The 19,964-nt window shown below is 63.6% G+C and carries 17 protein-coding genes and 3 pseudogenes; 13 read left to right on the top strand and 7 right to left on the bottom strand.

Going from position 1 to position 19,964, the window contains the following annotated elements; genetic code table 11:
- Positions 1 to 119: 119 nt before the first annotated feature.
- A complete protein-coding gene (locus AB1I47_RS15675; protein WP_354684663.1) occupies positions 120 to 584 on the top strand; it encodes a hypothetical protein in 465 nt (154 codons plus the stop codon).
- 360 nt (positions 585 to 944) lie between these two features.
- Positions 945 to 1,424 (top strand): VOC family protein, encoded by a 480-nt coding sequence (locus AB1I47_RS15670; protein ID WP_354684662.1) that lies wholly within the window; start codon positions 945 to 947, stop codon positions 1,422 to 1,424.
- 65 nt (positions 1,425 to 1,489) lie between these two features.
- Here the strand turns inward: AB1I47_RS15670 and AB1I47_RS15665 are convergent, their stop codons facing one another.
- The 5 genes from AB1I47_RS15665 to AB1I47_RS15645 all read right to left on the bottom strand — a co-directional run bounded on the left by AB1I47_RS15665 (position 1,490) and on the right by AB1I47_RS15645 (position 6,518).
- Positions 1,490 to 2,512 (bottom strand): class I fructose-bisphosphate aldolase, encoded by a 1,023-nt coding sequence (locus tag AB1I47_RS15665; protein WP_354684661.1) that lies wholly within the window; start codon positions 2,510 to 2,512, stop codon positions 1,490 to 1,492.
- A gap of 86 nt (positions 2,513 to 2,598) precedes the next feature.
- A complete protein-coding gene (locus AB1I47_RS15660; protein ID WP_354684660.1) occupies positions 2,599 to 2,934 on the bottom strand; it encodes a DUF3175 domain-containing protein in 336 nt (111 codons plus the stop codon).
- A 123-nt stretch (positions 2,935 to 3,057) separates the two neighbouring features.
- Positions 3,058 to 4,308 carry an MFS transporter gene (locus AB1I47_RS15655; RefSeq protein ID WP_354684659.1) on the bottom strand — a complete coding sequence of 417 codons (1,251 nt, stop codon included), beginning with the start codon at positions 4,306 to 4,308 and terminating at the stop codon, positions 3,058 to 3,060.
- A gap of 18 nt (positions 4,309 to 4,326) precedes the next feature.
- A complete protein-coding gene (locus AB1I47_RS15650) occupies positions 4,327 to 5,520 on the bottom strand; it encodes a chromate transporter (protein ID WP_354684719.1) in 1,194 nt (397 codons plus the stop codon).
- 35 nt (positions 5,521 to 5,555) lie between these two features.
- Positions 5,556 to 6,518, bottom strand: a complete 963-nt coding sequence (locus AB1I47_RS15645) for a chromate resistance protein ChrB domain-containing protein (protein ID WP_354684658.1) — start codon at positions 6,516 to 6,518, stop codon at positions 5,556 to 5,558.
- 126 nt (positions 6,519 to 6,644) lie between these two features.
- Between AB1I47_RS15645 and ligD the strand changes: the two genes are divergently transcribed.
- Genes ligD through AB1I47_RS15630 form a run of 3 tightly spaced genes read left to right on the top strand, consistent with a single transcriptional unit; the run spans position 6,645 to position 10,884 of the window.
- A complete protein-coding gene (ligD, locus tag AB1I47_RS15640) occupies positions 6,645 to 9,131 on the top strand; it encodes a DNA ligase D (protein ID WP_354684657.1) in 2,487 nt (828 codons plus the stop codon).
- Between the two features lie 40 nt (positions 9,132 to 9,171).
- Positions 9,172 to 10,062, top strand: coding sequence for a non-homologous end joining protein Ku (gene ku / locus AB1I47_RS15635; protein WP_354684656.1), 891 nt, complete (start codon positions 9,172 to 9,174; stop codon positions 10,060 to 10,062).
- A 6-nt stretch (positions 10,063 to 10,068) separates the two neighbouring features.
- Entirely contained in the window at positions 10,069 to 10,884 is an 816-nt protein-coding gene (locus AB1I47_RS15630) for a tetratricopeptide repeat protein (RefSeq protein WP_354684655.1), read from the top strand.
- Positions 10,885 to 10,998: 114 nt separating this feature from the next.
- Here the strand turns inward: AB1I47_RS15630 and AB1I47_RS15625 are convergent, their stop codons facing one another.
- Positions 10,999 to 11,367, bottom strand: coding sequence for a VOC family protein (locus AB1I47_RS15625; protein WP_354684654.1), 369 nt, complete (start codon positions 11,365 to 11,367; stop codon positions 10,999 to 11,001).
- Between the two features lie 23 nt (positions 11,368 to 11,390).
- Positions 11,391 to 12,275 carry a LysR family transcriptional regulator gene (locus tag AB1I47_RS15620; RefSeq protein WP_354684653.1) on the bottom strand — a complete coding sequence of 295 codons (885 nt, stop codon included), beginning with the start codon at positions 12,273 to 12,275 and terminating at the stop codon, positions 11,391 to 11,393.
- A 129-nt stretch (positions 12,276 to 12,404) separates the two neighbouring features.
- On the opposite strand from AB1I47_RS15620, the gene argC reads away from it, so the two are divergent.
- The 8 genes and pseudogenes from argC to AB1I47_RS15585 form a co-directional block, all read left to right on the top strand.
- Positions 12,405 to 13,334, top strand: a complete 930-nt coding sequence (gene argC, locus AB1I47_RS15615) for an N-acetyl-gamma-glutamyl-phosphate reductase (RefSeq protein WP_354684652.1) — start codon at positions 12,405 to 12,407, stop codon at positions 13,332 to 13,334.
- 157 nt (positions 13,335 to 13,491) lie between these two features.
- Positions 13,492 to 13,699 (top strand): annotated as a pseudogene (locus AB1I47_RS33840) (hypothetical protein); the annotation flags it as partial.
- Positions 13,700 to 13,732: 33 nt separating this feature from the next.
- Positions 13,733 to 14,101 (top strand): DUF6537 domain-containing protein, encoded by a 369-nt coding sequence (locus AB1I47_RS15610; RefSeq protein WP_407935850.1) that lies wholly within the window; start codon positions 13,733 to 13,735, stop codon positions 14,099 to 14,101.
- Positions 14,102 to 14,171: 70 nt separating this feature from the next.
- Complete coding sequence (locus AB1I47_RS15605) at positions 14,172 to 15,266, top strand: branched-chain amino acid aminotransferase (RefSeq protein ID WP_354684651.1); 1,095 nt, start codon at positions 14,172 to 14,174, stop codon at positions 15,264 to 15,266.
- 265 nt (positions 15,267 to 15,531) lie between these two features.
- A complete protein-coding gene (locus AB1I47_RS15600) occupies positions 15,532 to 16,929 on the top strand; it encodes a branched-chain amino acid transporter BcaP (protein WP_354684650.1) in 1,398 nt (465 codons plus the stop codon).
- Positions 16,930 to 17,151: 222 nt separating this feature from the next.
- Complete coding sequence (locus tag AB1I47_RS15595) at positions 17,152 to 18,249, top strand: Leu/Phe/Val dehydrogenase (protein ID WP_354684649.1); 1,098 nt, start codon at positions 17,152 to 17,154, stop codon at positions 18,247 to 18,249.
- Positions 18,250 to 18,275: 26 nt separating this feature from the next.
- Positions 18,276 to 19,478, top strand: a pseudogene (locus AB1I47_RS15590) (2-isopropylmalate synthase); the annotation flags it as partial.
- A 174-nt stretch (positions 19,479 to 19,652) separates the two neighbouring features.
- Positions 19,653 to 19,793: pseudogene (locus AB1I47_RS15585) on the top strand (YdeI/OmpD-associated family protein); the annotation flags it as partial.
- Positions 19,794 to 19,964: the final 171 nt, after the last annotated feature.

The raw sequence follows: 19,964 nt of genomic DNA, 5'->3' as shown, positions 1-19,964 counted from the left end.
CTGACGGCTTGCAGGATCATCAGCCCAGCCGGCGCTGCCGGGCATGAAAGCTGCACCTTGCGTTGCTCAGCGCGCAAGGGCGGCCCTTTCGCGCGAGTTTTTCCTTACGGAGGAGCACCATGGAACAGACGGAAACGAGAAGCACGTACCCGAGCGGCATGGGAACGAGCCCGCAGCAGGAGTCCACCTTCGGCGAACGGGAGTACATGTCCAGCAATTCGCGGTCAGAGCGTGCTTCATCGCTGACAAAGACCGAGGCCTCGCAGGACCTGGCGCGCGCACTCGACAGGCTGATGGATCGTCTTCCTTCACTTTCCGGCGAGAGCCTTGAGCAGGCCAAGGCCGAATTCCTGGAGCAGGCAGCAAAGTCGAGCAATGCCGCCGCGGAGCTGGCAGCCAGATCGGCGGACGTCGCCAGGCGCGTTACCGGACGCGTCAAGAACGAGTGGGAAACAGGGCGGGAGCGCGCTGAAACGATGGTCCACGCCAATCCGATTCGTGCACTCGGCGTGGCGCTTGGTATCGGCGTGGTGCTGGGTGCGAGGCTGTTTGGCGGCGCGCATCGGCATAGCAGGGATATGTGAAGGGTTTGCACGCAAGCCAGGGCTCTACTGACAAGGCCTGCATGCTGCCGGTTTCTTCCCTCTCCCGCCTGCGGGAGAGGGGCGGGGGTGAGGGCAGGCGCTGGCATACCGACGCGCGTTACTTCGTTGAGGCTCCGGCCCTCACCCCCACCCCTCTCCCACTGCGCGGGAGAGGGAGGGCGCTGATGCATTGAGCGATTCAAGGCATTGCACCGCCGGTCGGCTCCAGTTTTCCCAACTCTGTCGGACGTGGCGAGCAAAGGAATCGCAATTTTGCTTGGGCTTCGTCGTCGGACTATCTACATTTGTCGCTGCGTGGGGGCCGGCTTTCGGCCCTCTAACTCCTCAGGAGACAAAAAAATGGCCAGCAAGAACACGATCTGCTTGTGGTACGACGGCGGCGCCCTTGACGCCGCAAACTTCTATGCCGAAACATTCCCCGACAGCGCTGTCGGCACCGTCTTCCGCGCACCGGGCGACTATCCCGACGGCAAGCAGGGCGACATCCTGACGGTCGAGTTCACCGTCGTCGGCATTCCCTGCCTGGGCCTGAACGGCGGCCCGCATTTCAAGCACAACGAGGCCTTCTCTTTTCAGATCGCGACCGACGACCAGGCCGAAACCGACCGCTTGTGGAACGCCATCGTCAGCAATGGCGGCCAGGAAAGCGAGTGCGGCTGGTGCAAGGACCGGTGGGGATTGTCCTGGCAGATCACCCCGCGCGCGCTCACCGCGGCGATCGCCGACCCCGATCGCGCGGCAGCCAAGCGCGCATTCGACGCGATGATGACGATGAAGAAGATCGACATCGCCGCGATCGAGGCGGCACGGCGGGGCTGAAAGCTGTCCTCAAGGCGATGGAGTCGGTCCGCACGTTCCTCCGCTGTTCAGTGCTCAGCGACACCCTAATCCGCCGCCTTTTCCAACGCCGCTTCATACTGCCCCAGGCACGCCATGCCATTCAGCCGTGAGCGCTGCAGCAGCGACCGTTGCGCTTGCGCCGCGTTCGCGGCGTCGCCGCGCCAGGCCAGCAGGGGCGGCTCCTGCAAGGCGCGCCCGTAGGAGAAGCTCAGCCGCCAGGGCAACGGACCGAGCCGGTTCATGGCATCGAGATTGACTGTGGCCTCGGTGGGCGTCTGGCCGCCGGACAGGAAGAAGATGCCCGGCACCGCGGCCGGCACCGTGCGCCTGAGCACCTGCACCGTTTGCATGGCAACTTCGGTCGGCGGCGCGTGCCCGGCCTCCTTGCCGGGGAGCACCATGCTGGGTTTCAGCAGCATGTGTTCCAGTACCACCGCGTGCCGGTGCAAGGCGTGAAAGACTGCGTGCAGCACGGCCTCGGTGACTTCGGCGCAACGCGCCATGGAGTGCGCGCCATCCATCAGCACCTCGGGCTCCACGATCGGCACCACGCCCGTCTCCTGGCAGATTGCGGCATAGCGTGCCAGCGCTTCCGCATTGGCCTGGATGGCAGCCCGGCCGGGCAGCTTGTCCGAGACGTTGTACACCGCGCGCCACTTGGCAAAGCGCGCGCCCTGCTGGCGATAACCGGCCAGCCGCTTGGCCAGCCCGTCGAGGCCCTCGGTGACCTCGTCGCCAGGAGCGAGGGCGAGCGCGAGCTTGCCCTTGTCCACCTTGATGCCGGGCACGATGCCCTGGCGCGCAGCCAGTTCCGGCAGCGGGGTGCCATCGTCGGCTCGCTGGCCCAGCGTTTCCTCGTACAGGATCACGCCGCTGATGAATTCACCAAGACCGGGTGTCGACAAGAGCAGGTTGCGCCACGCCCGGCGGTTTTCCTCGCTCGATTCCACGCCGATGCGCTCGAACCGCTTGGCGATCGTCGGTCCGCTCTCGTCGGCGGCCAGCAGGCCTTTGCCCGCTTGCGTCAGGGCGTCCACGGTGGCTTGCAGTTCGCTTCTTGTATCCATGATGTTGCTCCGCGAAGGTGACATAGGAACAAGCATTGGCTCGTCATTGCAATAGCGCAAGCCGGCCGGCAGCGGGTGGCCCGTATTTATGGTGGCCGCCCGAACGCTTGGCGCAGCTTGCCCTTGGCCCGCTCGAGCGTGGCGCGACGGTCCCTGGGCAGCGTACGGCCAGCGCGATTGATGTAGAAGTTGAGCATCGACATCGCCGACTGGAAAGCCGTGCCCTTCCGGCGCCGGCTGCTCGTGGCCGAACGCTTGAGCGAGGCGGCGATCTCCTCGGGGTTGTCCGAGGCGAAGAGATGCGGTTCGAGGTCGAGCGCGTTGCTGTGCTCTGCGACATCCTGCGACCAGCGCCGCACCTTCCTGGCGCCGGTGTTGGCGCGGCGCTTTGCCCGCCGGCGCGGCGACTTTGTGGCAGCCATATCCGGTTCTCCCACAGCTTTATTGGCATCCACTAAGGGTAGGCAAGTTTTTGCTGTCCTGGCCGCTTGTGAGCAGTGCCGTGCCCGGTGGCGACGCGCCCGCTGAACATGCCGGCGCTGCGCTCAGTCCAGCGGCTCCACGCGGCGGAACGCCCGGTACAGCGCCAGGTCATAAGCGATTTTCAGCAAGCCGCAGGCGAGCAGCGGCGCGCCGGACCAACCGACCGCCAGCAGCGCGCCGGCGATGGTGGGGCCTGCTGCCGAGGCCAGGCTCCGTGGTACCGCCGTCAGGCTCGCTGCGGCGGGGCGTTCCGCCGGCGTGACCACGGCCATCACGTAGGCGGTCCGCGTCGGCACGTCCATCTGCGACAGTGCACTGCGCACCAGCAGCAACGCCAGTGCTGGGGCGAGGGCGGGAGAGAGGGCGGCTGCGATCAGGCACACGCTGGCTGGGATATGCGTGAACACCATCGTGTTCAGCAATCCGACCTTGCGGGCCAGCGGTACCGCGGCAAGCTGCGAACCCGCGGTCAGCAGACCCGACCAGAAGAAAAACACGCCGGCCGCGCCGGGCGAGAGCCCAAATCGCTGTATCAGCCACAATGACAGCAGCGAATTCACGACCAGGCCGCCGGCGAAGGCATCGACGCTGAACAACAGCGCAAGGCGGAGCACGATACGGCGCGAAGCACCGAGCGGCGTGGTCACTGTCGACACATGCGGAGGCGGAGCCGGCAAGCGCATATAGAGCAACCAGAGCGCGACACCGGTCAGGGCATACAGCAGAAACATGGCGCGCATGGCGGCAAGAGATGAAAGGCCCGCATGCGCAACCAGCCAGCCAGGCAATGCCGCCGCCAATGCGCCCAGGCCGGCGGCGAGCGCCCCGGTGAGGCTGTAGCGGGCGAACAGGGCGGTACGGGCCGCTGGCGTGGCGAGGTCCGCCAGGCGTGCATGCTCCAGCGGCAAAAACAGGCTGACATCCCCGGAACTGGGGTTGAGGGTGCCGACCAGGGCAACGAGCAATAGCGGCCACAGGGAGGAGAGTCCGGCGAAGCCCAGCCCGGTTGCGACCATCAGTGCGGCTGCCAGCATCAGCAACCGGCGCGGCGTGTAGCGATGGCCGATGGCGCCGACAAGGATCGTCGCGATGGCCGAGCCGACCAGGGTGGCGCTGCTGATCAGGCCCACTGCCAACGCATCGAAGCCCAGTGCAAGCAGGTAAGCCGGCAGCAATACCGCAATGAAGCCGTCGCAAAAGCCACGCAACGCGCGGCCCGCCAGCAGCGGCAAGGCGTCAGCATGCACGCCGGCCGGCAACGCGACGCGGGCGAGCCAGCTGCTGCTGGCGGTCCCGACATGGTGGTCGTGCATCGGGGCCTGCCGTGCGCCTCAGTGGCGCAGCATCGGATACACCGCAAGCCCGATCAGCGCCGCGCCGGCGATGATGACCGGCTCAGGCAGCTTCTTGAATTTCACCAGCAGCGCCACCGTGGCCAGGGCCAGCAGGATGGTGGGAACATCGACGATCGATCGCTTCGCCAGCACGATCACCGCGCCGGTGATGGCCCCCACGGCTGCCGCCGTGACGCCTTCGACAAAGGCGAGGATGGCGGGCAGCTTGCCATATTTCTTGAAGTACGGCGCCGGCAATACCGTGAGCAGGTAGCAAGGCAGGAACGTGGCCAACGCCGCCACGCAGGCGCCGGGCAACCCCGCCACCAGGTAGCCGATGAAGCCGACCGTGATCACCACGGGGCCCGGCGTGATCATCGCCACGGCTACCGCATCGACGAACTGCTTGTCGTTGAGCCATTGGTGATCCGTCACCACGCCGCCGTAGAGAAAGGGCACGATGGCCAGCCCCGAGCCGAACACAAAGGCGCCCGCCTTGGCAAAGAACACGCCGATCTGCGCCAGCAGCGGCCAGTCCAGCGTACCGAGCAGCCCGCTGGCGGCTGGCAACTGCGTGGCGGCCAGCGCGTTGGCGCCGCCCTGGCGCAGCCACTGTGGCGGGGCGCGCCAGAACCAGGCCAGCACGCCGGCGGCCAGGAACAGCAAGGCTATCTCCGATTCGGTGATGATCGTCACGGCGGCCAGCACCAGATAGATCGCCCACAGCAGCTTGTCCTTGCCTACGCTCTTTGTCGTCAGCTTGTACGCGCTGATGGCAATGATGCCGATGACGGCGGCGCCCACGCCGTAGAACACTGACTGCATCCACGTCAGCCCGCCAAAACGGACATAGGCCCAGCCCAGCGCCAGCACCATCAGGAACGACGGCAGCACGAAAGCCAGTCCGATCAGCGTGGCACCAAGGACGCGATAGTGGACGTAGCCAAGGTAGATTGCCAGTTGCGCGGCCATTGGCCCTGGCGCCAGCTGCGCCAGCGCAATGCCCTCCTTGTAGTCGCCATCGCTGATCCAACCCCGGCGTTCCACCAGGTCGCGATGCATGTAGCCGGCCAGGGCGACCGGCCCGCCAAAGCCGAAGGTGCCCAGGCCGAGAAAATAGAGCACGAGTTGCCAGAGCGTGTAGGCTGGCCGGTCAGAGACTTCCGGCGCTGCCGTGCCGGCTTGTTGCATGCGACGCATAAAAGTTCTTTGAGAGAAAGTTGGAGTCAGGGCTCTTTGTTTGCCGAGAAGTACGTGTAAAGCGAATCCAGTACCGTGCCGATTTCTGCCAGCAGGGCGTCATCATTTGCCAGGCGCGCTCTGGCGCCGGCCAGCATGGCTTCAAAGCCGCTGGCTTCCGGTACCGAAATGCCCCCGATATCCAGCGCATGGACCATGGCGCCGAGGCGGCCAAGCCCGCGGTTTGATTCGAGGCCGAAGCTTGCCATCAGCACTTCAAAGGAAACACGGTCGCCCACATGCGTGAAGGTCGCGCCGTCGAAATCAAAGCCCAGTGCTTCGTCCGGGCAATCGGCGGGAGTCTTCAGCCAGAGAAAGCGGGCGTGCGGATCAATGAAGCGCCGGATCAGCCAGGCGCTTGCCAGCCGGTCCACCCATAGATGGCGGCGCGTGGCCCAGAGCCGTCCCTGATACCGTGCCGGGTCGCGACGCGCGATCGTTCGCGCGAGCGCCTGGGGTTCGTCTGGCGACTGGAGGGTTTCAATCGCGCGAACGAAATCCGTCCACTGGGCTTCGGCGCGGCTCGATGCATCATTGGGAAAGAAGTCGATCTTGCGTATTGCTTCGTACGTCCGCGCGTGTCGACGCAGCAGGCGGTTGAGGTCGACACCATTCAGGTCGGACAGCGTCTTACGAGCCTCGGACAACGTGGTCTGAAGTTCTGCGTAGTCGGCGCTGCGGTCAAACAGGGCACGGAAGGTGGCTGATTCGGCCTGGTTCCGGGAGCAAACGGTCAGCAGCCACGCCTCGCCGTCCTGCTGCTGGGTGACATCCACCAGCTCGCGCAGTTCGGCTATCTGTTCGTCGCCCGCCGGCAACATGTAGGCGCCATCTCGCAGCGCGGCGCAGCCAAGTGTCTTGGTTGTGCGCCAGATTCGCATGCGTGCGGTGGCGCCAGACGTTGGCAGGCTGACAATCAGCAGCGCCCAGGAGTCAATGAAAGCAGTCATGGTCGCATGTTAGAAGCCCATCGCTGCCATTTCAATGATGTAGATATCTCTACAGAAATGACTTTCCGGCCGCAAAGATGGGCAAGGCCTTTGGGCAGGCCCGATTCAGAGCGCTATGCTGAACAGATGGCATCAGACGCCCTCGACCGATACCGCAGCAAGCGGGATTTCCAAACCACCACGGAGCCGTCCGCACGCAGCCGGACGCGCCGCAAGACTGCAAAACCGCTTCGCTTCGTGGTGCAAAAGCACTGGGCCCGGCGCCTGCACTATGACTTCCGGCTTGAGCTCGATGGCGTGCTGTTGAGCTGGGCCGTTCCAAAAGGCCCAAGCTTCGACCCCGCAGAGAAGCGGATCGCTATCCACGTTGAGGACCATCCCGTCGAATATGCCACCTTCGAGGGCACGATCCCGCCAAAGCAATATGGCGCGGGTTCGGTCATCGTCTGGGACAACGGGACGTGGGAGCCCATTGGCGAACCCCATGACGGCATGGCAGCCGGCAAGCTGGAATTTCGCTTGCATGGCCAGAAGCTGGCGGGCCGATGGGAGCTGGTGCGCATTTCCAAGCCGGGCGACGACAGCGACCAATGGATGCTGTTCAAGAAGCGTGACGAATGGGCCCGGCCACTGGCCGAGTTCGATGTCATCACCGCCTTTCCGGACAGCGTCATGACGCATCCGCTGGGGCCGCTGGAGCCCTCGGCCGCAGTCAAGGGGCAATCGGCAGGCAGCGAGCCGGATTTGAGCGGCGCAGTGCCAGCGCCAACGCCGGCCCGCCTTTCGCCGCAACTGGCGACGCCAACCTCGACGCTGCCGACTGGCGAGGGCTGGATCATCGAAACGAAGTTCGACGGATACCGGATGCTCGCCAAAATCGTCGACGCCAAAGTGCATCTCATCACGCGCGGCGGTCACGACTGGACCCGCAGGCTCCAGAGCCTTGCACGGGAGCTCGAGAAGCTGGATATCTCGGAAGGTTGGCTCGACGGCGAGATCGTGGTGTTGCGTGATGGCTTGCCGGACTTCAACGCCTTGCAAAATGCGATGGACGGCCGCAACAGCGACGCGGTCGTCTACTTTGCCTTTGACATTCCTTACTGGGAGGGGCGCGATTTACGCCGTGTGCCGCTTGGCGCGCGGCGTGCCCACCTGAGCCGACTCATCGAAGGCAAGTCAGAGCGGGTGCGCTTCAGCGAAAGCTTCGAGGCCCCGGCGGCGCAGGTTTTCGAGGCGGCATGCAAACTCGGGCTGGAAGGCCTGATCCTGAAGCGGGCGGATTCCGCGTACACCTCGACGCGCAGCCCGAACTGGCTCAAGGCGAAGTGCAGGCTGCGACAGGAATTCGTGATCTGGGGCTACTCGGATCGCGAGGGGGCACCTGAAGAAGTCGGCGGCCTGCTGCTGGCCGTGTACGACCAGGGCGAACTGCGCCATGTCGGCAACGTCGGCACGGGCTGGGACAGCAAGACGGCCGCCGCGCTGCGGGCCAGGCTGGCGAAGTTGCAGACCGATGCCCCTGCCATCCCGGCAGCGCAACTCAAGCGTAGCCGCTGGGGACGCGGCAAGCCCGCCGCTCCGCACTGGGTCAGGCCCACGCTGGTTGCGGACGTGGAGTTTGCCGAGTGGACGCCCGATGGGCAGGTCCGCGCGGCCTCGTTCAAGGGCTTGCGCAGTGAGACGCCGGCAAGCGAGATTCGCAGGGAAGACGTTGCGCCGGTCGATACCTCGGGGCGGCACGGCGGTGTCAAGGTCACCCATCCGGATCGATTGATCGATCCATCGAGCGGCATCAAGAAGGTTGATCTTGTGCGGTACTACGAGAGCGTGGCTGACTGGATGCTGCCACATCTGGCGGCGCGCCCGGTTGCGCTGCTGCGCGCGCCGGACGGCATTGCCGGCGAGCTCTTTTTCCAGAAGCATGTCGAAGCGACTGCGCTGCCGGGGCTCACCAGGCATCCGGCATCGCTTCGGCCCGGCCATGGCGCCTTGCTCAGTGTGGACACCCCCGAAGCCATCATTGCCGCGGCGCAACTGAACGTGGTCGAGTTTCACACGTGGAATTCGACGGTGGATCGCCTGGAGTATCCGGATCGGGTGGTGTTCGATCTGGATCCCGGAGAGGGCGTACCGTGGCAGCACATCCAGGAGGCCGCGCTGCTGGTGCAGACCTTGTTGAGTGAACTGGGATTGCGGGCCTGGCTCAAGACCAGCGGGGGCAAGGGCCTGCACGTTGTCGTGCCCCTGGCACCCGAACTGGACTACGACACGGTCAAGGACTTCTCACGGGCCGCCGTTCGTCATCTCGCCAGGGCCATTCCGCAACGGTTCGTCGCCAAGTCGGGGGCCGGCAATCGTATCGGCAAGATTTTCGTGGACTATCTGCGCAATGGCATGGGCCATACGACGGCGGCCGCATTCTCCGCGCGGGCGCGGCCCGGCATGGGGGTATCGATGCCGGTATCATGGGAGCAACTGCTGCAGCTCAAGAGCGCAGATCAGTGGAATGTGCGAAACGCCCGTGAACACCTCAGTTTCCAGACCACGGATCCGTGGAGTGACTTCTGGTCGACTCCCCAGGATTTGACTGAAGCGATCGAGCGTCTAAGCTGACGCATTGAAACACCCTTCGTCCAGCGACGTGGAGAGCATTATGGCTGCGCGATCACTTGCCTCGCTATCCCTTTCCTTCGGCCTGGTGTCGATTCCGGTGAAGCTCTACACCGCCACCGAAAGCTCTTCCGCGGTCCGCTTCAACATGCTGACGAAAGACGGCTCGCGGGTGAAGCAACAGTACATATCCGAGCAAACGCAGCAAGTTGTGGACCGCTCGGAGATGGTGAAAGGCTACGAGTTCGAGAAAGACCGCTTTGTTGTCTTTACGCCCGACGAACTCAAAGCGCTGGAAGAGGGCGCCAGCCACATTGTGGAGATCGTTGCCTTCGTGCCCGAGCAACACGTGGATCCCATCTACTACGACAAAGCCTATTACATTGCGCCCGACAAGCGTGGCGGCAAGCCTTACAGCCTGTTGCGGGCTGCAATGGAGAAGACCGGCAAATGCGCCATTGCGAAATGGGCCTCGAAGGGCAAATCCCACATGGTGCAGATCCGGCCGGCAGAGGGTGGTCTCGTTTTCCAGCAACTCCTCTTTGCCGACGAAGTGCGCTCGATCGAAGAGTTGCATGTCGAGGACGTGGCAGTGTCCGACGCGGAGCTGAAGCTCGCCATCCAGTTAATCGAACAGGCGTCTGAAGAGGAGTACGATGCCAGCCAGTATCGTGACGAAGAAAAGCAGCGCGTACTGGCCGCGATCGATGCCAAGATCGCGGGCAAGCATATCGTCTCGCCGGAGCCAACCGAGGTTACCTCGACCGGACAGGTGATCGATCTGATGGATGCGCTGAAGAAGAGCCTCGGCACAGGCAAGCGCCAACCCGCGGCCGCGGCCAAGACAGCGGCGGCTGTCGAGGCGACGCCGCGCAAGAGCGCCAAGCGCACCGCCACCGTGGCGGCAATACCCAAGCGCGCAGCGAAAAAGTAGCCGCACATGCATGCCTACACCTTTCAGGAAGTGCAGACGGTTGTCGGCATTTCCCGATCCGTGATTAACGCCATGCTGGCGGCGGGCCTGATTGTGCCTGGCCGCGGCGCCAGGAACGAATATCTCTTTTCATTCCAGGATCTGGTCCTTTTTCGCACGGCTCAATCCCTGCGTGCCGCCAATGTGCCAACCCGGGAGGTCATTCGCTCGCTGAAAAGGCTGGAGCGCTTCGGTGCCGACAAACCGGCAACAGGCATGCGCATCAAGGCTGTCGGCGGGGCAGTGACCGTCGCCGATGCGCACGGGCAGTGGCAGATCGAAAGCGGCCAGCGGATCATGGACTTTGATCCGGACAAGCCCGGTGGAGCGATCGTCATGCTCGACCCGCTTGCCAAAGCGAGCCGCAATCTGAGCGGTTACGAGCTGTTTGAAATCGCGCAGGACCTGGAGCGCGACGAACCCGGCGAAGCAGAACGCGCATATCGCAGCGCCATTGCCGCGGATCCCACGCTGGTCGATGCCTACCTTAACCTGGGATGCATGCTTTGCGACCGGGACAGCTACATGGAGGCCATAGCGCTATATCGGCAAGGTCTCGAGTACTCGCCTGCGGCACCGCTGCTGCATTTCAACCTTGCGGTGGCGCTTGAGGACGAGCGCCATGTAGAGGCGGCGCTGTCTGAGTACCACGCATGTATCCGACTGGCGCCGGACTTTGCCGACGCCCACTATAATGCCGCGCGCCTCCATGAATCCCTTGGCGACACGCATCGGGCGATCCGTCATTATCAACAGTACCGAAGGCTGGCGTCGCCGCGCTGAAAAAGTGACGGTCGCTTCGGCGGCTCGCGGCGAAAGCTGCCAATATTGGGTTGATTCTGCCCCATCGCAGTCCAACTTATCCCGCAGGTTCTGCTGGGATACATAACGTCAGGCTCAGGGCTCGTGGCAAACCACTTCGATGTTGTGCCCGTCCGGACCAATGACGAAAGCTGCATAGTAATTCGCGTGGTAGTGCGGGCGCAGACCAGGCGCACCATTGTCTTTGCCACCCGCCTCCAGAGCCGCGCGATAGAAAGCTTCGACCTGCTGGCGATTCTCGGCCGTGAACGCCAAGTGAAGATGCGCCGGTTTCTCCTCGGTTTGGAATAGGCACAATGAAGCCTTACCCTTCGGGCTAAGCTCGACACCATACGTCGGCGGCCCCTCCGAGACAACAGCTACGCCGAGCGGTTCGAGTGCCTTGAGGAAGAACGCTTTGCTCGCTGCATAGTCGCTGACTCCGAATTTGACGTGGTCGAACATGAGCTCTCCTCAAATGGCAACTCCTACCTCAATCGCAGATCCCACAATACATCAAGTACGTGTTGCGTGGAACGCTCAACGTACCCCGCACGATATGCAATGCCGAGCCGACGCCACAACGCCGGGCGCAGCGGACGCATGACAATGCGCCCGTCGAGTAATGGCGTAGTGGCCTCATGGGGCAACAGCGCTGCGCCGTAACCTGCCGCTACCAGGCTCTTGATCGCGTCGTTGTAGTTGAGCTGAATGCGCGGCGCGGGATGCTGCCCCCCAGCCGCGAACCACTCCGCAGTCAGACGCGAGAGACGCGTGGTCGCGTCATTGAGAATGAGAGGTTGTGCGGCGAGCCATTCAGGCGTGACGCGGGCCGGACACCGCCAATGCGCCGGCACAAAGGCCATCACGGGGTCGCGGCGCCAAGGCTTTATCACGAGTCCAGCCACGGGGGGCTGAGGCAGTGCGACCAGCCCCACATCCAGCGTTCCATCCGCCAGGCGGGACAGCGTTTCATGCGAAGTGAGTACTGCAATCTGAATGTCGATAGCGGGATGGTGCTGGCGCAGCACCTCAAGCGCTTGCGGCAAGAGGTGCGCGATCACGCCAGTCGACGCACCGAGCCGCGCGCGCCCTTCGAGCCCCTGCACCTGGCGTTGAATATCGTCTAACGCCTGCTCCGCATCGGCCAGCAGTCGACGCGCGCGCTCCACCAGCACCTCTCCTATCGCCGACGGCCTTACATGCCCGCGCTTCCGTGACAGGAGTGGAGCCCCAATGCGGTCTTCGAGTTCAGCAATGTGGAGGCTGACCGTTGGCGGCGCCAGGTGCAATGCACGCGCCGCATCGGCAAATGAGCCACGGTCGGTAATGGCGACCAGAGTGCGCAAGCGGTCCAGGCTGATCTCTCGCATGTCGATGTCCAGATTCAGAAAAGCTGAATAATAACGTTATGAAATTCAACTTTCTCTATTCTAGCGATCCATGGAACATATGGGCTCGTTCTACTTGTTTCAGCCCACAGTCACTGGAGTCTTCCACGTATGAGCTCTCCCGTTGTTTTCATCGACGGCGACCAAGGCACTACCGGGTTGCATATCCACGAACGGCTGCGCAACCGGACCGACCTTAGACTGTTCACGCTTGCCGCTGCGGAACGCAAAGATCCGCGGCGTCGCGCAGAAGCCATCAACGCCTGCGACATCGCCATCCTCTGCTTGCCTGATGCCGCCGCGCGCGAGGCAGTGGACGCCATTGTTAATCCTGCCGTCAGAGTCATCGACGCAAGTTCCGCCCACCGCACACAGCCGGACTGGACATACGGCTTTCCGGAAATGACGCTGGGACAGGCTGAGCGCATTGCGAACGCACGTCGGGTCACCAATCCCGGTTGCTATCCGACCGGTGCAATTGGCTTGCTGCGTCCCCTGTTGCAGGCTGGGCTCATACCAGGCAACTACCCTATCAGCATTCATGCGGTGTCCGGCTACTCCGGACGCGGGCGTGCCGGCGTGGAGGAACATGAGGGGCGGGGTGCCATCAACGCGCCTTCATACCAGGTATATGGTCTGGAACTCGCGCACAAGCACACCCCGGAGATCCAGCAGCACGCCGGGCTCGCGCAGCGTCCCATCTTTGTCCCCGCGATTGGGGCGTTCCGCCAGGGCATCGTGCTGACGGTTCCCTTGGAGTTGCGGCTGCTGGCACCCGACGTGGATGGCGCCACGTTACACGCATGCCTCGCACGCCACTATGCCGAGGCGGCCCACGTATGTGTCATGCCGCTGCACGAATCGAGCGTCTTAAAGCACCTGGATCCGCAGGTACTGAACGGTACGAACGACATGCGCTTAAGCGTATTTCCTAACATGGAACACGGGCACGTCCTGCTGTCCGCGGTTTTCGATAATCTTGGCAAAGGCGCATCCGGTGCTGCGGTGCAGAACCTGAACCTGATGCTCACGCAGCAATAGTGGCCGATGGGTTGAGCTAACGTTCGACCGCGCCCATATGCCCCCATCCCTCCGCTATTTGTTTTGTGGATATCAGGTATTGGAATTTTTGATTTTACGATAGCGTGGGCGCTTCCTACACTTCTCCGGACAAAAGAAGCATGCGGAGACAGACATCGTGAATACCCCACTATCGACTAACCTGCGCGATCCCTGGCCGCGGCCAGCCTGGACGACAAGGACACCCTCAAAACAGGCCGCGTCTACATGAGCGGCACCCAGGCGCTGGTGCGACTGCCACTGCGGCAATAGGCCCGCGACCGGGCCGCGGGATCGAATACCGCCGGCTTTATTCCGGGTAGCGGAGCTCGCCGCTGGGCGGGCTCCATGACGGCCGTCTGCTGGCGCGGCTGAAGGGCTTGCGCCACACCGCCTTCGATATATTAGGCAGGCCTACCGAACGGCGTGCAGAGCGGCAACTGATTGCCGAGTATCTCGCCACGGTGGAGGAGCTTGCGCAGTCCCTGAGCGACGGCAAACTTGACACTGCTGTCGCACTGGCTTCACTACCAGACGATACTCGCAGTTTCGGCCATGTGAAGGAGGTCAATATGCAGAAGACGGCCGGCGTGGCTGGCCTCATTTCGCAGAGGCGCGCTGAGTGCTGCTGCCTGACTCCGGCCGCAGCAGAACAGTTTCCTGTGCCAGGATCGAGCGCGTCCGGCTTGGCGGTGGTGGGGTTTGCGAAGGCGCGCCGCTCTTTGGCAAGTAGCACTCCACCCTTGTAAGGCACCCGCCCCGACGACACTACCGCGGCGGCCAGAGCCATATGGCCCAACATCCTCGGAACACTGAAAAATGAGTACGGAAAATCAACTGCAGTTCGTTCTAGAGCCTCACCCCGGGCCCACCCCCGCCGATGAGATCGCTGCCAAGTTGGCAAATCCGACGTTCGGTCGCATTTTCACCGATCACATGGTCACGATCCGTTGGACCGACGGTCGCGGCTGGCATGACGCCAAGGTCGAGGCACGCCGTCCTTTCCAAATCGATCCCGCCTGCGCAGTACTGCACTACGCGCAGGAGATCTTCGAGGGCATGAAGGCATACCGTGGCGAGGACGGCAAGATCTCGCTGTTCCGACCACAGGAGAACGCAAGGCGTTTTCGCGCCTCTGCTGCCCGCATGTCGATGGCCGACCTGCCCGAGGCCACATTTCTGCGAGCCGTGGAAGCGCTCGTCGATATTGACCGCGCCTGGATTCCAGGTGGCGATGGAAGCCTCTACCTGCGTCCATTCATGTTCGCCTCGGAGAATTTTCTCGGCGTGCGCGCGTCGGCCGAATTTGTATTTTGCGTGATTGCTTGCCCGGTCGGCCCGTATTTCAAGGCCGGCAAGTCGGCGGTGACCGTATGGGTTTCGGATCGCTACACCCGAGCGGCCCCAGGCGGCACCGGGGCGGCCAAGTGCGGCGGCAACTACGCAGCCAGCCTGATCGCGCAGACCGAGGGCTCGGCCAATGGCTGCGACCAGGTGGTGTTCCTTGACGCTGCGGAGCACCGCTGGATCGAGGAGCTCGGGGGCATGAATGTTTTTTTCGTGATGGATGACGGCTCTCTGCGCACGCCTCCATTAACAGGGACAATCCTGCCGGGCATTACGCGCGCTTCGATCATCGAACTGGCCAGGCACGAGGGTATTCCGGTCAATGAAGCACCATACGACTTCGAGACGTGGCGCACAGATGCAGCCAGTGGCTGGGTTAAGGAAACCTTTGCCTGTGGCACGGCCGCGGTCGTCACCGCCATCGGGCAGGTACGTCACGCTGGTGGGGAGTTCACGATCGGCAATGGTGGGGAAGGCGAAGTTACGCAACGCCTCCGTTCGTTGTTGACCGGCATCCAGCGCGGCAAGATCGCCGACCCGTTCGGATGGGTTCATCACGTCGATTGAGACCGGCGTGTTTGACATTAGCGGCGTGCAAGGAATCGGAGGGCCGTGCGCGCCGCGTTGATTCGGTTTGACGTCTGTCCCCGTGGCCTGGGCGGTCCGGGTAATTCCAACAAATACCGGGACCGGGGCGCGACCTGCGTGCCGGCAAGCCGTGCCGTCGACCCCGGCAGCACGCTGCCCGGATGCCTTCGCGCCCGCATGACTCGTCGCCATCCCCGGCGCGGACCCGTGCGATCGCTCGGCAGCACATGCAGGAGACACCTATATGAGCTTGTTCCGAACCAAAGACATTGACGCCATGCTGGTGGACAGACACGTTGGCAGCCTGAAGAAGGTGCTGGGTCCGGTGGACCTGGTGATGATGGGCATCGGCGCCATCATCGGCACCGGCATCTTCGTGCTGACCGGCACCGGCGCTTTGACCGCCGGCCCGGCGCTGACCGTGTCTTTCGTCATCGCGGCGCTGGCCTGCGGCTTCGCCGCGCTGTGCTATGCCGAGTTCGCCTCCGCCATCCCGGTGTCCGGATCGATCTATACCTATAGCTACGCGACTCTGGGCGAGATCGTCGCGTGGATGATCGGCTGGGACCTGCTGCTCGAATACGGGCTGGCCACGTCCGCCGTGTCGGTGGGATGGTCGGGCTACTTCCAGTCGCTGATGGCCGGCTTCGGGCTGAAGCTGCCGGCGGCGCTGAGCGCGGCGCCAGGGTCCGTGCCGGGGGTGAAGACCATGCTGAACCTGCCGGCGTGCCTGATCATGCTGGCCATCACCTGGGTGGTGTCATACGGCGTGCGCGAATCCACGCGCATCAACAACCTGATGGTGGCGGTCAAGATCGGCGTGGTGCTGCTGTTTATCGCGGTGGGCGTGTGGCATGTGCAGCCGGCCAACTGGCAGCCGTTCGCGCCATTCGGCTTTGCCGGCATCTTCAATGCGGCGGCGCTGGTGTTCTTTGCCTTTATCGGTTTCGACGCGGTGACCTCGGCCGCGGAAGAGGTGCGCAACCCGCGCCGCGACCTGCCGATCGGCATTATCGGTTCGCTGGCGGTGTGCACGGTGCTGTATGTGGTGGTGGCCGCCATCATGACCGGCATCGTGCCGTTCGCGAAGTTTGCCGGCGTGGACCACCCGGTCTCGCTGGCGCTGCAGTTCGCGGGCCAGAACTGGGTGGCGGGCTTTGTCGACCTGGGCGCGATCCTGGGCATGACCACGGTGATCCTGGTGATGACCTATGGCCAGACCCGCGTGATCTTTGCGATGTCGCGCGACGGCCTGCTGCCCGAGCGGCTGTCTTCCGTGCACCCGGTGCATGCCACGCCGTATTTTGCTACCTGGAGCGTCGGCATCGTATTCGCGATGATCGCCGCATTGGTGCCGCTCAATGTGCTGGCCGAGTTGATCAATATCGGCACGCTCTCCGCCTTCACGCTGATCTCGATCGCGGTGCTGGTGCTGCGCCGGACCCGTCCCGAGCTGCCGAGAGCTTTCCGCTGTCCCGGCGTGCCGGTGGTTCCGCTGCTATCGGTGGGCTTCTGCCTGTTCCTGATGGCGCACCTTCAAGCGCTGACCTGGATCGCCTTCCTCATTTGGCTGGGGATCGGCCTGTCGATCTACTTCCTGTACGCGCGCCGCAACGCGGTGCTGCACGGTGGCACCAGGTAGCACGCGGTGCCAGCCGTAAGAGCAAGCCGACCTTGGAGTAAGCGAAAACCCCAGCCCCGCCTGCACCGAGAAACTGGGTAAGATGCCAACCCGGCGCCGGCGCGACAAGATCGCCCGCCGCCGAACGGGATTGGGGCTCCACGCCCCATCAACGCCGCACCGCACTGCAACCCAGGCGGTGTGTCAAGGAAGGCAGAGCTACAGCTTTGCATTCCCCACGTCATGGAGAAGAAGTTGAACGACCGTACCCACGCGGCGGCCGCTGTCCGCCTTTTCGGCACCGGCGAAGGCCTGTCCCACGAGCGCGTTACGCTCGCCACCGATCCGGAATCCGGCCTGCAGGCCATCATCGCCATCTACAACACCAGACTGGGCCCCGCCTTCGGCGGCTGCCGGTACTGGGCCTATCCCGCCGAAGCCGACGCGCTGTCCGATGCGCTGCGCCTGTCACAGGGCATGGCCTACAAGAACGCCCTCGCCGGGCTGCCGTTCGGTGGCGGCAAGGCGGTGATCCTGCGTTCCCCGGCGCAGACCGACCGCCAGCAACTCTTCCGCGCCTTCGGCCGCATGGTCGAGTCGCTGCAAGGCAGCTATATCACGGCCGAGGACGTCGGCACGACGGTGGACGACATGCGTGCCGTCCAGGCCGAGACCCGCTACGTCAGCGGCATGCCGCGCGACGGCGGCTTCGGCGGCAATCCCTCGCCGTGGACGGCATACGGCGTGTTCGTCGGTATCGAGGCGGCGGCGCTGTATCGCCTGGACCGCAAGTCGCTCGCCGGCTTGTCCGTGGCCGTCCAGGGACTGGGTTCGGTGGGCTGGGAGCTTTGCCGCCGTCTCCATGAAGCGGGCGCCACCCTGACCGTGGCCGATATCGACGCCGGCCGCACGACGCAGGCGCAACAGCAGTTTGGCGCCCGCGTCGTATCGCCGGAAGCCATCACGGCCGTCGACGCCGATGTATTCGCGCCTTGCGCGCTGGGTGCCGTCATCACCCCGGCCGTGGCCGAAAGCTGCCGCTTCCGGGTCATCGCCGGCGGGGCAAACAATCAACTCGCTTCGCTCGCCGAAGGCGACACTCTGTACCAGCGCGGGATCTTCTATGCGCCCGACTTCCTCATCAATGCCGGCGGCATCGTGAGTTGCGCCCGGGAATACCTCGGCGGTGTCGACGACTCGGCCCTGCGCGACGAAGTGGCAGGCATCCGCGAACGGGTGCTCAGGCTGGCGCAACGCGTGGAGTCGACCGGCCAGGCGCCGGCGCGCGCGGCGGTGACCTGGGCGCACGAGGTGTTGTCGCGTGGCATCGGGCTGAACTGAGCGTCACGTCGACCAGGAGGAAGCCGATGAACGAATTCCCGAAGCCCCGCAGTTCGACCAGCGCCAGCGACAAGCTCGTCATCCTTGATACCACCCTGCGCGATGGCGAACAGTCGCCTGGCGCGGCAATGACCGTCAGGCAGAAGATCGCGGTCGCGGAACATCTCGATGTCCTGAACGTCGATGTCATCGAAGCTGGCTTTGCAGCCAGCTCGGAAGGGGACCATGACGCCATCCGGGAGATTTCCCGGCAAGTGAAGGGCAGCGTGATTTGCTCGCTCGCCCGTGCCAATGAGCGCGATATCGAGCGAGCCGCCAATGCGTTGAGGAGCGCGAGAAGATCCCGCATCCACACCTTTATCGCCACGTCGGCGTTGCACATGGAGAAGAAGCTGCGCATGACCCCGGAGGAGGTGTATCTGCGGGCGTGCACTGCCGTCCGCTTCGCGCGCCAGTTTACGGACGACGTGGAATTCAGCCCCGAGGATGGGAGTCGATCGGACCCCGATTTCCTCTGTCGCGTGATCGAAGGGGTCATCAAGGAAGGGGCGACCACGATCAACGTCCCCGATACCGTTGGCTATGCCATGCCCGTCGAATTTGCCGAGGGACTGCGGATGCTTCGCGAGCGCATTCCCAACTCCGACAAGGCCATATGGTCGGTGCATTGCCACAATGACCTCGGCCTGGCGGTTGCCAATTCGCTGGCGGCCGTCAGGTACGGAGGCGCCCGGCAGATCGAGTGCACTATCAACGGGCTTGGCGAACGCGCAGGCAACGCGTCCCTGGAAGAGGTCGTCATGGCGGTAAAGACCAGGCGTGACCTGTTCGGACTTGACGTTGGCGTGAACACCATGCATCTGGTCGCTGCCTCCAGGGCCGTTGCCGAGGCCACGGGGTTCAGCGTTCCGGCGAACAAGGCGGTGGTCGGTGCCAATGCCTTCGCACATGCGTCAGGCATCCACCAGGATGGCATCCTGAAAGCCCGTGAGACCTATGAAATCATGCGGCCGGAAGATGTTGGATGGGACCAGGGCGCGCTCGTGCTCGGCAAGCTTTCCGGCCGGAATGCCTTCAAGCACCGGCTTCAGGAACTCGGGATGCATTTTCAAGACGACGAAGGGCTGTCCGCTGCCTTCGCCCGCTTCAAGCGACTGGCGGATACGAAGGCCGCGATTACCGATGACGATCTGAGGCACATTGCCCTCGGCGTGGCGGAATCCAGTACGGTCAGCGCTTCATAAGCGCTCCCGGCCACGCCGCCGGGAGCTACCGCAGGCGGCCCTCAAGACAGCGCCGTCTGCTCAGCTTCCCGAACGTCGGGACAAGCCGACGCCAAAGCAAACGCTGCTAGACTCCGGACGAAGCCCCCCGCTTTGAACTCAACCGTTCGGCATAGTGACATGACTGAATTCCCTCTAACGTTTATCAGCCAGATCGAATGGGAAAGCTGGTTAGCGCAAAACGGCAGCACTTCGACCGGAGCATGGCTGCGCCTGGCTAAAAGAGGAGCCGAGCAACCAACCGTAACGTACGAACAGGCGCGAGCGTCTGACCCCGAGGGCTCTTGTTGTCTCTGATTGAGGGCTCGCGTTGTTGGTGACATGTTGTTGCTGTTGAACCGCTTGGTTCCGCCCTCCTGGGCGGGTCACTTTTTGTCCGAGCGACAAAAAGTAACCAAAAAGCGCGTCGCCTGAGCGGCTGGCTATCCATTG

Source organism: Cupriavidus necator, from assembly GCF_040578825.1.
GTDB classification, from domain to species: domain Bacteria; phylum Pseudomonadota; class Gammaproteobacteria; order Burkholderiales; family Burkholderiaceae; genus Cupriavidus; species Cupriavidus necator_E.
This window is presented reverse-complemented; position numbering and strand designations above follow the sequence as displayed.

Bases quoted from the DNA above. Each gene is read 5' to 3' on its own strand.
- AB1I47_RS15645 (WP_354684658.1), bottom strand. From the start codon at position 6,518: ATGACTGCTTTCATTGACTCCTGGGCGCTGCTGATTGTCAGCCTGCCA.
- ligD (WP_354684657.1), top strand. From the start codon at position 6,645: ATGGCATCAGACGCCCTCGACCGATACCGCAGCAAGCGGGATTTCCAA.
- AB1I47_RS15675 (WP_354684663.1), top strand. From the start codon at position 120: ATGGAACAGACGGAAACGAGAAGCACGTACCCGAGCGGCATGGGAACG.
- AB1I47_RS15655 (WP_354684659.1), bottom strand. From the start codon at position 4,308: ATGCACGACCACCATGTCGGGACCGCCAGCAGCAGCTGGCTCGCCCGC.
- AB1I47_RS15630 (WP_354684655.1), top strand. From the start codon at position 10,069: ATGCATGCCTACACCTTTCAGGAAGTGCAGACGGTTGTCGGCATTTCC.
- ku (WP_354684656.1), top strand. From the start codon at position 9,172: ATGGCTGCGCGATCACTTGCCTCGCTATCCCTTTCCTTCGGCCTGGTG.
- AB1I47_RS15625 (WP_354684654.1), bottom strand. From the start codon at position 11,367: ATGTTCGACCACGTCAAATTCGGAGTCAGCGACTATGCAGCGAGCAAA.
- AB1I47_RS15670 (WP_354684662.1), top strand. From the start codon at position 945: ATGGCCAGCAAGAACACGATCTGCTTGTGGTACGACGGCGGCGCCCTT.
- AB1I47_RS15600 (WP_354684650.1), top strand. From the start codon at position 15,532: ATGAGCTTGTTCCGAACCAAAGACATTGACGCCATGCTGGTGGACAGA.
- AB1I47_RS15595 (WP_354684649.1), top strand. From the start codon at position 17,152: ATGGAGAAGAAGTTGAACGACCGTACCCACGCGGCGGCCGCTGTCCGC.
- AB1I47_RS15665 (WP_354684661.1), bottom strand. From the start codon at position 2,512: ATGGATACAAGAAGCGAACTGCAAGCCACCGTGGACGCCCTGACGCAA.
- AB1I47_RS15620 (WP_354684653.1), bottom strand. From the start codon at position 12,275: ATGCGAGAGATCAGCCTGGACCGCTTGCGCACTCTGGTCGCCATTACC.
- AB1I47_RS15605 (WP_354684651.1), top strand. From the start codon at position 14,172: ATGAGTACGGAAAATCAACTGCAGTTCGTTCTAGAGCCTCACCCCGGG.
- AB1I47_RS15660 (WP_354684660.1), bottom strand. From the start codon at position 2,934: ATGGCTGCCACAAAGTCGCCGCGCCGGCGGGCAAAGCGCCGCGCCAAC.
- argC (WP_354684652.1), top strand. From the start codon at position 12,405: ATGAGCTCTCCCGTTGTTTTCATCGACGGCGACCAAGGCACTACCGGG.
- AB1I47_RS15650 (WP_354684719.1), bottom strand. From the start codon at position 5,520: ATGCAACAAGCCGGCACGGCAGCGCCGGAAGTCTCTGACCGGCCAGCC.